Origin of the sequence: Mesorhizobium erdmanii (assembly GCF_013170725.1) — a bacterium.
Taxonomy (GTDB): domain Bacteria; phylum Pseudomonadota; class Alphaproteobacteria; order Rhizobiales; family Rhizobiaceae; genus Mesorhizobium; species Mesorhizobium erdmanii.
On record NZ_CP033361.1, the window covers coordinates 5,199,814 to 5,212,589 of the forward strand.

General features: G+C 64.3%; 9 protein-coding genes. 8 read left to right on the forward strand and 1 reads right to left on the reverse strand.

Going from position 1 to position 12,776, the window contains the following annotated elements:
• Nucleotides 1-4: 4 nt before the first annotated feature.
• The 8 genes from EB233_RS25375 (at nt 5) to EB233_RS25410 (ending at nt 12,528) form a co-directional block, all read left to right on the forward strand.
• On the forward strand, nt 5-1,333 hold the full coding sequence (locus tag EB233_RS25375) for an FMN-binding glutamate synthase family protein (protein ID WP_027055807.1): 1,329 nt from the start codon (nt 5-7) through the stop codon (nt 1,331-1,333).
• 32 nt (nt 1,334-1,365) lie between these two features.
• Nucleotides 1,366-2,673, forward strand: a complete 1,308-nt coding sequence (gene glnT, locus EB233_RS25380; protein WP_027055808.1) for a type III glutamate--ammonia ligase — start codon at nt 1,366-1,368, stop codon at nt 2,671-2,673.
• A 37-nt stretch (nt 2,674-2,710) separates the two neighbouring features.
• Nucleotides 2,711-3,964: a sarcosine oxidase subunit beta family protein gene (locus tag EB233_RS25385; RefSeq protein WP_064989438.1), complete on the forward strand. Its 1,254-nt coding sequence runs from the start codon at nt 2,711-2,713 to the stop codon at nt 3,962-3,964.
• Between the two features lie 9 nt (nt 3,965-3,973).
• On the forward strand, nt 3,974-4,249 hold the full coding sequence (locus EB233_RS25390; RefSeq protein ID WP_064989437.1) for a sarcosine oxidase subunit delta family protein: 276 nt from the start codon (nt 3,974-3,976) through the stop codon (nt 4,247-4,249).
• The gene (locus EB233_RS25395) at nt 4,249-7,230 is read left to right on the forward strand and encodes a sarcosine oxidase subunit alpha (RefSeq protein ID WP_064989436.1); all 2,982 of its coding nucleotides are present in this window, start codon (nt 4,249-4,251) and stop codon (nt 7,228-7,230) included. Before EB233_RS25390 ends, EB233_RS25395 begins: the two co-directional genes overlap by 1 nt.
• On the forward strand, nt 7,223-7,846 hold the full coding sequence (locus EB233_RS25400; RefSeq protein WP_064989506.1) for a sarcosine oxidase subunit gamma: 624 nt from the start codon (nt 7,223-7,225) through the stop codon (nt 7,844-7,846). The genes EB233_RS25395 and EB233_RS25400 overlap by 8 nt, the downstream gene beginning before the upstream one ends.
• A gap of 347 nt (nt 7,847-8,193) precedes the next feature.
• Nucleotides 8,194-10,563, forward strand: a complete 2,370-nt coding sequence (locus tag EB233_RS25405) for a trimethylamine N-oxide demethylase (RefSeq protein WP_064989435.1) — start codon at nt 8,194-8,196, stop codon at nt 10,561-10,563.
• Nucleotides 10,564-10,818: 255 nt separating this feature from the next.
• Nucleotides 10,819-12,528, forward strand: coding sequence for a trimethylamine N-oxide permease (locus EB233_RS25410; protein ID WP_064989434.1), 1,710 nt, complete (start codon nt 10,819-10,821; stop codon nt 12,526-12,528).
• 74 nt (nt 12,529-12,602) lie between these two features.
• Here the strand turns inward: EB233_RS25410 and EB233_RS25415 are convergent, their stop codons facing one another.
• The gene (locus tag EB233_RS25415; RefSeq protein ID WP_425487716.1) at nt 12,603-12,764 is read right to left on the reverse strand and encodes a hypothetical protein; all 162 of its coding nucleotides are present in this window, start codon (nt 12,762-12,764) and stop codon (nt 12,603-12,605) included.
• Between the last annotated feature and the right edge of the window lie 12 nt (nt 12,765-12,776).

The window sequence follows — 12,776 nt, forward strand, 5'->3', positions numbered from 1 at the left end:
CAGCATGACCTATCGCAACCCGCCCACCACGCCGCGCAAATCCGCGACTTTCGACGACTACACGCTTTCCGAAATCCGCCGCGCCGCGGCGACTGGCATCTATGACATCCGTGGCGGCGGCGCCAAACGCAAGCTGCCGCATTTCGACGACCTCCTGTTCCTCGGCGCCTCGATCTCGCGCTATCCACTCGAAGGCTATCGCGAGCGCTGCGACACATCAGTCGTGCTCGGCTCCCGCCATGCCAAGAAGCCGATCGAACTGAAGATCCCGATCACCATCGCCGGGATGAGCTTTGGCTCATTGTCCGGCCCAGCGAAAGAAGCGCTCGGCCGAGGCGCGACGCTTGCCGGCACCTCGACCACGACGGGCGATGGCGGCATGACCGAGGAAGAGCGTGGCCACTCCAAGACGCTGGTCTATCAGTACCTGCCATCCCGCTATGGCATGAACCCGCGCGATTTGCGCCGTGCCGATGCCATCGAGGTCGTCGTCGGCCAGGGCGCCAAGCCGGGCGGCGGCGGCATGCTGCTCGGCCAGAAGATTTCCGACCGCGTCGCCGAGATGCGTACCCTGCCCAAAGGCATCGACCAGCGCTCCGCATCGCGCCATCCCGACTGGACCGGTCCGGACGATCTCGAGATCAAGATTCTCGAACTGCGCGAGATCACCGACTGGGAGAAGCCGATCTATGTCAAGGTCGGTGGCGCTCGCCCCTATTACGACACAGCACTTGCGGTGAAGGCCGGCGCCGATGTCGTCGTCGTCGACGGCATGCAGGGCGGCACCGCGGCCACCCAGGAAGTCTTCATCGAGAATGTCGGCCAGCCAACACTCGCCTGCATCAGGCCGGCGGTGCAGGCGCTGCAGGATCTCGGCATGCACCGCAAGGTGCAGCTGATCGTCTCGGGCGGCATCCGCAACGGCGCCGACGTCGCCAAGGCGCTGGCGCTTGGCGTCGACGCCGTCTCGATCGGTACGGCGGCGCTGGTCGCGCTCGGCGACAACGATCCCCGCTGGGAGGCGGAGTATAACGAACTCGGCACCACCTCCGGCGCCTATGACGACTGGCACGAGGGCCGCGACCCCGCAGGCATCACCACGCAGGACCCCGAACTGATGAAACGGGTCGACCCGATCGCGGCCGGACGGCGACTGGCGAACTACCTCAAGGTGATGACGCTGGAAGCTCAGACGATCGCCCGCGCGTGCGGCAAGAACAGCCTGCACAATCTCGAACCCGAGGACCTCGTCGCGTTGACGATCGAGGCAGCCGCCATGGCCGGCGTGCCGCTGGCCGGCACCAACTGGATACCGGGGAAAAACACCTTCTAAGCCTTCAGCCTGCCAATAAGCGAGGAACTATAATGGGGAACGATCTCGCCGCTTTCGCCAAAAACAAGGGCGTAAAGTATTTCATGATTTCCTACACCGACCTGTTCGGCGGCCAGCGCGCCAAGCTGGTGCCGGCACAGGCGATCGCAGACATGCAGAAGGACGGCGCCGGCTTTGCCGGGTTCGCCACCTGGCTGGACCTGACGCCGGCGCATCCCGACATGCTGGCGGTGCCAGATCCCAATGCGGTCATCCAGCTGCCCTGGAAACCGGAAGTCGCCTGGGTCGCCGCCAACTGCATCATGGACGACAAGGATGTCGAGCAGGCGCCGCGCAACACGCTGAACAGGCTTATCGCCGAGGCCGCCAGCGAGGGCATGCACGTCAAGACCGGCGTCGAGGCGGAATTCTTCCTGATCTCGCCGGACGGCAAAGCGATCTCCGACGAATACGATACGGCCTCGAAGCCCTGTTACGACCAGCAGGCGGTGATGCGCCGCTACGACGTCATCGCCGAGATCTGCGACCACATGCTGGCGCTCGGCTGGGGCGCCTACCAGAACGACCATGAGGACGCCAACGGACAGTTCGAGATGAACTGGGCCTTCGACGACGCGCTGGCGACCGCCGACAAGCACTCCTTCTTCAAGTTCATGGTCAAGTCGGTGGCCGAGAAGCACGGCCTGCGGGCCACCTTCATGCCAAAACCCTTCCAGGGCCTGACCGGCAACGGTTGCCATGCCCACATCTCGGTGTGGGACAAGTCAGGCAAGACCAACGTCTTTGCCGACAATTCGATGGAGCTCGGCCTGTCGGCCAAGGGCAAGAATTTTCTCGGCGGCATCATGAAGCATGCCTCGGCGCTCGCCGCGATCACCAACCCGACGGTCAATTCCTACAAGCGCATCAACGCTCCGCGCACGATTTCGGGCGCGACCTGGGCACCGAACACGGTGACATGGACTGGCAACAACCGCACGCACATGGTGCGTGTGCCCGGCCCCGGCCGCTTCGAGCTGCGCCTGCCCGACGGCGCGGTCAATCCTTACCTGCTGCAGGCCGTGATCATCGCCGCCGGCCTCGATGGCATCCGCTCTAAGGCCGATCCCGGCAAGCGCTACGACATCGACATGTACCAGCACGGACACACGGTGAAGGGGGCGCCAAAACTTCCGCTCAACCTGCTCGACGCACTGCGCGAGTTCGACAAGGACAAATCGCTGAAGACGGCGCTGGGTGAGGAATTCTCGTCGGCTTATCTAAAGCTGAAGCACCAGGAATGGAATTCCTATGCTTCGCACTTCACGCAATGGGAGCGCGACCACACGCTGGATATCTAGCCATCCCGGCAGTGCGGGCGACCTCGGAATGAACTGAATGAAATACTCGATCTTCTCGCTCGCACGCGCTGCCCTTTCCGGCCACAAGAACTGGCAGCGCACCTGGCGCGACGCCACCCCGAAGGACCGCTACGACGTCGTAATCATCGGCGGTGGCGGCCATGGCCTGGCCACCGCCTGGTTCCTCGCCAGCGAGTACGGCATAAAAAATGTCGCCGTGCTGGAAAAGGGCTGGATCGGCTCCGGCAATGCCGGCCGCAACACCACCATCATCCGTTCCAATTACGGCCTGCCCGGTAATACCGGCTTCTACGAGTTGTCGATGAAGCTGTGGGAGCGGATGGAGCAGGACCTCAACTACAACTCGATGGTCAGCCAGCGCGGCGTCATCAACCTCTACCATTCGGACGCGCAGCGCGACGCCTATGCGCGGCGCGGCAACACGATGCGCATCAACGGCATCGATGCCGAACTGCTCGACCTCGCAGCGGTCAAGAAGATGATGCCGTTCCTGAACTACGACAATGCACGTTTTCCCGTGCAGGGCGGGCTCTTGCAGCGGCGTGGCGGCACGGCGCGGCACGATGCCGTGGTCTGGGGCTACGCGCATGCGGCGAGCGGGCTCGGCGTCGACATCATCCAGAACTGCGAAGTCACAGGGTTCGTCCGGGACGCCAACGGCAAGGTAACAGGCGTCGAGACCTCGCGCGGCAGGATCGGCGCCGGCAAGGTCGGCATGGCGGTCGCCGGCTCCTCCTCACGCGTCGCCGATATGGCTGGCCTGCGCCTACCGATCGAAAGCCATGTGCTGCAGGCCTTCGTCTCCGAGGCGATCAAGCCGCTGATCCCCGGGGTCATGACCTTCGGCGCCGGGCATTTCTATGTCAGCCAGTCCGACAAGGGCGGCCTGGTCTTCGGCGGCGACATCGACGGCTATAATTCCTACGCCCAACGCGGCAATCTGCCTGTGATGGAGGATGTCTGCGAGGGCGGCATGGCGCTGATGCCGATGATCGGCCGCGTACGGCTGCTGCGCCAGTGGGGCGGCATCATGGACATGTCGATGGATGGCTCGCCGATTATCGACAAGACACCGGTCGACGGGCTCTACATCAACGCCGGCTGGTGTTATGGCGGCTTCAAGGCGACGCCGGGGTCCGGTTTCGTCTTTGCGCATCTGCTGGCCCGCGACACGCCGCACGAAGAAGCCGCACGGTTCCGCCTCGACCGCTTCCGGACTGGCGCCATGATCGACGAAAAGGGCCAGGGCGCCCAACCGAACCTGCACTGAAGGCCCAGTATGCGCATCACCTGTCCCTTCTGCGGCGAACGCGAACTTGGCGAGTTCACCTATCTCGGTGATGCCAAACCGGTGCGGCCGGCGGCGGATGCCGGCGAGGACGCCGTCTACGACTATGTCTATCTGCGCGACAACATCGCCGGCGTCATGAACGAAAACTGGTACCATGGCGGCGGCTGCCGGGCGTGGCTGAAGGTCACCCGCAACACGCTGACGCACGAGATTTCAGCCGTCGAGCCGGCGGCTGGCGCCGGTGCGGCGAAGGTTGGCGCATAATGGCCGGCGCGCAGACAAACCGGCTCGACAAGGGCGGCCTCATCGACCGTTCGGCGCCGCTGAACTTCCGCTTCGACGGCAAGAGCTTTTCCGGCTTCCAGGGCGACACGCTGGCGTCGGCGCTCGTTGCCAACGGCGTCAAGCTGGTCGGCCGCTCGTTCAAATATCATCGCCCGCGCGGCATCCTGACAGCTGGCTCGGAAGAACCGAATGCCCTGGTCGAACTGCGGACGGGAGCCCGGCGCGAGCCGAACACCAAGGCGACGACGGCGGAGCTCTATGAAGGGCTCGAGGCCGCGAGCCAGAACCGCTGGCCGTCGCTCGCCTTCGACGTGATGTCGATTAACCAGCTGTTCGCGCCGATCTTCGTTGCCGGCTTCTACTACAAGACCTTCATGTGGCCGGCAAAATTCTGGGAAGCGATCTACGAGCCGGCGATCCGCCGCGCCGCCGGCCTTGGGCGCGCGGCGGGCGTTGCCGACCCAGATCATTACGACAAGGCCTGGGCGCATTGCGATGTGCTGATCGCCGGCTCCGGTCCGGCCGGCCTGTCGGCAGCTCTGGCAGCTGGCCGCAGCGGCGCCCGCGTTATTGTCTGCGACGAGGACTTTACGCTCGGCGGTCGCCTGCTGTCGGATGGCGGCACTATCGACGGACTGCCGGCTGCCGAATGGCTGTCGCGGACGCTGGCCGAGCTGGCGGCAATGCCCGATGTCCGCATCATGACCCGCACGACACTGTTCGGCGTCTACGACGGCGGCACCTATGGCGCGCTGGAGCGGGTCAACGACCATTTGCTCTCGCCGCCCGAACATCAGGTGCGCCAGCGGCTGTGGCGGATCGTGGCCAAACGCTGCGTGGTCGCGGCCGGCGCCATCGAACGGCCGATCGTCTTTGCAGGCAACGACACGCCCGGCGTGATGATGGCGTCCGCCATGCGCAGCTACATCAGCCGCTATGCGGCAACTCCGGCAAAGCGCATCGCGCTGTTCACCAACAACGAGGACGGCTGGCGCACGGTCGAGACCGCGCTCGGCGCGGGACTGCAGATTGCCGCCGTGATCGACGCGCGGGCCGAAATCTCCCCCGTCCATCGTTCGCTCGCCTCCAAGGGCGGCTTCCCGGTGCTGCACGGCGCCGTCAGCGGCATCGATGGCGGCAAGGATGGCTTGAGGAAGATCGCGGTGTCGCTGACCGGCGGTGCGCGCGCTGAGGTCGAGGCCGACGGGCTCGCCGTTTCCGGCGGCTGGAACCCGACGGTCGGATTGACCTCCTACCATCGCGGCCGGCCAAAATGGCGAGACGACATCGCCGCCTTCGTGCCGGACGGTGCGCCTCCCGGCATGGTCGCCGCCGGCGCCGCCAATGGCGCCTTTGGGCTCGGCGCCTGCCTGCGGGAAGGATTCGATGCCGGTGCTGTAGCCGCGCGCGATGCCGGACGAAGCGGCACGGCAGGTCCGGTGCCGGTGGCCGATGACCAGGCGTTCTCGCTGACGCCGCTCTGGCACGTCGCCGGCAAGGGCAAGGCCTTCGTCGACCAGCAACACGATGTCACCGCTTCCGACATCGAACTGGCGCAGCGCGAAGGTTTTGAATCGGTCGAGCATCTGAAGCGCTACACCACGCTCGGCATGGCGACCGATCAGGGCAAGACCTCCAATGTCGCCGGCCTCGCCATCATGGCGGCTGTGAGCGGAAGATCCATTCCCGAGACCGGCACCACCATCTATCGGCCGCCTTACGTGCCGGTCGCCATCGGCGCCTTTGCCGGCCATCATCGCGACGAGACGTTTCATGCGACAAGGCTGACGCCGTCGCATCACTGGGCTGCCGAACAGGGTGCAATCTTCGTCGACACCGGTTTATGGAAACGGGCGCAGTGGTACCCCCGCGCGGGCGAGAAGGACTGGCTGGAATCGGTGACGCGCGAGGTCAAGGCGGTGCGAAGCGGCGTCGGCTTCTGCGATGTCTCGACCCTCGGCAAGATCGACGTGCATGGCCCCGACGCCGGCGTCTTCCTCGACCGCGTCTACATCAACACTTTCTCCAACCTTGCGGTGGGCAAGGCGCGCTACGGACTGATGCTGCGCGAGGACGGCATCGTCTATGATGACGGCACGACGTCGCGGCTGGCCGAGGACCACTATTTCCTCACCACCACCACGGCCAAGGCCGGGCTGGTGATGCAGCATCTGGAATTCTGCCGGCAGGTGCTCTTTCCCGAACTCGACGTGCAGTTGACCTCGGTCTCCGACCAATGGGCGCAATTCTCCATCGCCGGCCCCAAGACACGCGATCTGCTGAAGGAGATCGTCGACCCGGCGGAAGACCTTTCCAACGAAGGTTTCCCCTTCATGGGCGCGCGCGAAGTGGCGCTGCGTGGCGGTATAAAGGCGCGGCTGTTCCGCATCTCCTTCTCCGGCGAGATGGCCTTCGAGATCTCCGTGCCGGCGCGCTATGGCGAGGCGATTGCCCGCAATCTGATGCTGGCCGGCAAACAGTTCGGGGTCACGCCTTACGGCACCGAGGCGCTCGGCGTCATGCGCATCGAAAAAGGCCATGTCGCCGGGCCGGAACTGAGCGGTACGACGACGGCCGCTGACCTCGGCCTCGGCAAGATGATGTCGGCCAAGAAAGACTATATCGGCCGCGTCATGGCCGGCCGCGAGGCGCTGGTCGCGCCGGACCGGCAGGTCGTGGTTGGCATCAAGCCGACGGACAGAGCACGCCGCCTGCGCTCGGGCGCGCACATCATCCCGAAAGGACAGACACCCGGACCAGGCAACGACCAGGGCTATGTCACCTCGGTTTGCTTCTCGCCGACATCGGACCAGTGGATCGGGTTGGCGCTTGTCGAGCGCGGACGCGAACGCATCGGCGAGATCGTCCAGGCGCATGACCCGATACGCGGCGAAGACTATGACGTCGAACTCTGTAATCCCGTCTTCTACGATCCGGATGGAGGTCGCCAGCGTGGCTGAGTTTTCCTGGGACATCTGCAGTCCGCTCGATCGCGCGCTCGTTGCCGGGCCTCATGGCGCGCGCGGCGATGCCGGCGCGTCGCTGACCGAGATCCGCAATTTCGACCTTGTCCAGGTGATGGCGCGGCGCGGCAAGGCGGCTGATGTGGCCAAGGCCGCCAAGGCACGCTTCGGCGTTGCTGCTCCGGAAACGCCAAAGGCGGTCGGCGCGGCGGATGCCATGCTGATCTGGTCGGGACCTGATCAGTTCATGGTGCTGTCGAAGGGCGGCAAGCACGGGATAGAGGCGCTTGGCCAAGCGTTTGCTTCCTCTGGCTCGCTGTCCGACCAATCGCATGCGCGGGTGCTGATCAGCATCTCCGGTACCAAGGCGCGTACGATGCTGGCCAAACTGTCGTCGATCGATTTGCACCCGGATGTGTTTGCGGTCGGCGCGGCGGCTGCCACGTCGATGGACCATACCAGCGTCACGCTTTGGCGCGGAAACGATCGACCGGATGGGCAGGCGGTATTCAACCTGCTTGCGTTCGCGACCTTTGCCGAAAGCCTGTGGCACACGGTGCTTGATTCGGCAGCAGAATATGGCGTGACGATCAGCCATTCCGAGGAGCTTTAGCTCGCCAAACGGCAACGCCGGCGCCGCCCCTCATTGCCCTGCCGAGCATTTCTCCCCGTAAACGGGGCGAAAGAAGCTGGCCGCGCCCGCGGCGCTCGTTCTGCAACGTTGGCGATTGGCGAAATCGGCGACGACAGCGTCCTTCGCCCCGTTTACGGGGAGAAGATGGCGGCAGCCAGATGAGGGGCAGCGCCGACGTCTGGAAGATGAGCTGAGTAGCGAATTCACAGCCGTGCTCACGTCAAGGCCGCCTAGCTTCACCTTGCCAAACTCACCCACACTGCTATTCTCTCAGCGAAAATAATTTTACACACAGGCAAACTTGTTTCTCGAACCGCAAGGCTGAGATGAGCCAGTCGCCCTACCCCACAGTCACAGCCGGACCGCCGCGCCCGAGCCTGATCCTGAGGCCCGGCCAGATCGCGTTGCCGCCTGGGATGGAGCGCTATACAATCCAGGGCAATGGCGCGGTGCTGATCGAGGTCGAGGCCGGCGACACGATCACGGTGCACAACGTCGAGGGCGGCCAGGCCTGCGAACTTCTGGCCTGGGACAAGTCGGGCGCCAGCGATCCCGGAATTCTCGGCGAAAAATCCAACAGCAATGCGGCCGGCATCAAGGCGCTGTTGATCGACGGCGATGACAGCCTCGCTTCCGTGCGGCGTGGACTGGAGCGCCGCCAGGTGCAGCTTGATGAGCCAAAGGCGGTGCGTGTGTTCGGCGGCACCACACCGGCCGGAACCGAGCAGCCATTCAGCATCGCGCGCGACGGCGCGCTGCTCATTGCCGCGCCCGGCGGGCCGATGCTGGTCGACGGCCATGACACGGCGACGCCGCTCACCGTCACCGTGCGCCGCGCCACGATCCGGCTGAAGACAAGAGGCCAGCTTGCCGATCCGCTCGCCGATCCGGTGCTCGATCTGCGGGTGAAGTCGGCGACCGCCGAATCCTACTTCGTCAAGGCCGGCGACTATCTGCAGATCATCGATGTCGACGGCCGCCAGTGCACCGACTTCCAGTGCTTTTCGGCGCGCAAGCTGGACAAGGGGCTCGACCATCCGCTCGACGTGACGACGACGCGCACGCTGATGGGCGCCAGCTATCCGATGCCCGGCCTGCATTCGAAATACTACGACCAGGACATGGAACCTCTGGTCGAGGTTATCCAGGACACATGCGGCCGGCACGACGCCTTCGCGCTTGCCTGTGCCGCCAAGTACTATGACGACATCGGCTATCCCGGCCACACCAACTGCTCGGAGAACTTCAACGGCGTGCTTTCCGGCAAGGGCGTCACCCCCCGTGCGGGGTGGATGGCGATCAACTTCTTCTTCAACACGGCGATCGACGCGCATGGCGTCATGGTATCGGACGAGCCGTGGTCGCGTGCCGGCGACTATGTGCTGCTGCGCGCGCTCACCGACATCGTCTGTGTTTCCTCCGCCTGCCCCGACGACACGACGCCGGCCAATGGCTGGGATCTCACCGACATCCATGTGCGGACCTATTCCGGCCAGCACAAATTCTCGCGAGCGATCGCCAGACGCATGACGCCCGATTCGGAACCGAAAATGACCCGCGAGACCTCCTTCCATTCGTCCTTCGCCAAGCACACCCGCAACTTCGCCGAATACAGGGGCTACTGGCTGGCGAACTCTTTCGCCAAAGAGGGGCCGATCGCCGAATACTGGGCCTGCCGGCAGGATGCGGTGATCATGGACCTGTCGCCGCTCAGAAAATTCGAGGTCACCGGCCCGGATTCGGAAGCGCTGCTGCAATACACGCTGACCCGCGACGTGAAGAAGCTCGGCGTCGGTCAGGTCGTCTACTCCGCCATGTGCTACGAGCATGGCGGCATGATCGACGACGGCACGCTGCTCAGGCTCGGCAAGGATAATTTCCGCTGGGTAGGCGGCGACGATCTGTCCGGCGAATGGCTGCGCGAGACGGCAAAAAAGCTTGACCTCAACGCGCTGGTGCGCTCGTCGACCGACCAGATGCACAATGTCGCCGTGCAGGGCCCAAAAAGCCGCGACATCCTCAGAGACGTCATCTGGACCTCGCCGCTACAGCCGTCGATCGATGAGCTCGATTGGTTCCGCTTCTCGGTCGCCCGCATCGGTGGCGGCAACGGCATTCCGGTCGTCGTCTCGCGCACCGGCTATACTGGCGAACTCGGCTACGAGATCTGGTGCCATCCGCGCGACGCCGAAAAGGTGTTCGACGCCATCTGGGAGGCCGGCCAGCCGCATGGTTTGAAGCCAATGGGCTTGCAAGCGCTCGACATGGTGCGCATCGAGGCCGGGCTGATCTTCGCCGGTTACGAATTTTCCGACCAGATCGATCCGTTCGAGGCCGGCATCGGCTTCACCGTGCCACTGAAGACCAAGGCCGACGATTTCATCGGCCGCGAGGCGCTGATCCGGCGCAAGGAGCATCCACGGACGAAACTGGTCGGGCTCGACATCGACAGCAGTGTCGCGGTCGGCCATGGCGACTGCGTGCATGTCGGTCGCGCCCAGATCGGCGTCGTCACCTCCGGCATGCGTTCGCCGGTGCTGAACAAGAACATCGCGCTGGCAAGGCTCGACGTCACCCATGCCGCCATCGGCACGGAAGTCGAGATCGGCAAGCTCGACGGCCATGCCAAGCGGCTGCCTGCGCGGGTGGTAGCGTTCGCCCATTACGATCCGCAGAAGACCAAACCGCGTTCCTGAGTGCCGCTTTCCGGACCGGCGGAACCGCGCATCAGCAGCGCTGCGAGGCGTATTGTTGCATACGCGCGCAAGCGTGATGTGCATGGTTTCACAAAACGCTTGACGTGAAAGCGCGCCGGATCAATCTTCACTCTTAAGAAAAAAATACGACTGAGTGGAAACACCGGAGTCGTTCGGTCACGTGCCGGGGAGCAAGCTTCGCAAAGCCGAGGCATCGCCGGCGGGGAACATCGAAAAAAAGGGGAAGTCACTGACATGAGCACCATAAGCACGGCCCTCGAGCAGCCTGCCGAAAGCAAGCTGCTCAGGCATATCGACTGGCGCGGCGCCTTCTGGGTGGCGAGCGGCGTTCCGGCACTGGTCCTGTTCTCGATCGGCGGCATAGCCGGCACGACGGGAACGCTGGCCTTTCTGATCTGGACGGTGTCCATGATCATGGGCTTCCTGCAATCCTTCACCTATGCCGAGATCGCCGGGCTGTTCCCGAACAAGTCGGGAGGCGCCTCGATCTACGGCGCCACCGCCTGGCTGCGCTATTCCAAATTCATCGCGCCGCTGTCGGTGTGGTGCAACTGGTTCGCCTGGTCGCCGGTACTGTCGCTCGGTTGCTCGATCGCCGCCGCCTATATCCTCAACGCACTGGCGCCGGTGCCGCTGTTCACCGAAACCTCGGCGGAAGTCGTCGCCTATATAGCGGCACATGCCGGAACGGCGCCCGCGGACGCCATCACCGCGGTAACCGCGGCCGCGACACCGGCGATCCGCAACTGGACGCTGTACAGCCATACGCTGGGTCCGGTCTCTTTCACCTTCAACGCGACCTTCTTCATCGGCGCCATACTGATGCTGATCATCTTCTCGATCCAGCATCGCGGCATCCTCGGCACCGCCAATGTGCAGAAATATATCGGCCTGCTGGTCATCGTGCCGATGCTGATCGTCGGCGTCGTGCCGATCTTCACGGGCCAGATCAACTGGGCGAACTTCTCGCCGCTGGTGCCGCTGGCCGCCGCATACGCGCCGGAACCGGGCTCCTGGAACATCGCCGGCTGGACGCTGGTGCTCGGCGGCATGTTCATCGCCGCCTGGTCGACCTACGGTTTCGAGACCGCCGTCTGCTACACTTCCGAGTTCAAGAACCCCGGTACCGACACATTCAAGGCGATCTTCTATTCCGGCCTGCTCTGCATGTTGCTGTTCATCCTGGTGCCCTTCACCTTCCAGGGCGTGCTCGGCCTGAACGGCATGCTGGCGACACCGATCGTCGACGGCTCGGGCGTCGCCGACGCGCTGGCCGGCATGGTCGGAGGCGGCAAGCTCATCCACAGCCTGCTGGTGATGCTGATGATCCTGGCGCTGGTGCTGTGCATCATGACGGCGATGGCCGGCTCGTCGCGCACGCTCTATCAGGGCTCGGTCGACGGCTGGCTGCCGCGCTATCTCAGCCACGTCAACGAGCACGGCGCGCCTACCCGGGCCATGTGGACCGACCTCTGCTTCAACCTGATCGTGCTGGCGATCGCCTCCGCCGACGCGACGAGCTTCTTCTTCATCCTCGCCGTGTCGAACTGCGGCTACATCATCTTCAATTTCCTCAACCTGAATGCCGGCTGGATCCACCGCATCGACAACGGCCATATAGCGCGGCCGTGGCGCGCGCCGAGCTGGCTGCTCGGGATCGGGGCGATCTTCGCCTATGTCAATGCCATCTTCATGGGCGCCGGCGCCAAGGTCTGGAACCCGATGGCGCTGTGGGCCGGCCTGATCACCGCCGCCCTGATCATCCCGGTTTTCTGCTTCCGCCACTATATCCAGGACAAGGGCAAGTTCCCCGATCACATGCTGGCCGATCTCGGCATGACGGGAGCTGACCTCGCGGTGAAGAAAGCAGGCATGCTGCCATACCTGACCCTGGTCGCCGGCGTGGCGGTGATGCTGATCGCCAACTGGCTGTTCGTCATCTGACAAGGCGACTTGTCAGACATCGGGCGCGCTCCGGCGCGCCCGATCCTTTTTCGGCTAAAAGCCGGAGCCTCACGTCAACCAGCCTTGCGGATTGTCATCTCGTCGAAGAACCAATTGGGCGGCCGCTTCAGGCCGAGGTTCTCGCGCAGCGTCGATCCTTCACATTGCCGTTTGAAGATGCCGCGCCACTGCGGTTCGGACACCACCGTCTCGACTAAATCGACGAGCCGCATCATCCGCCGGCGCCG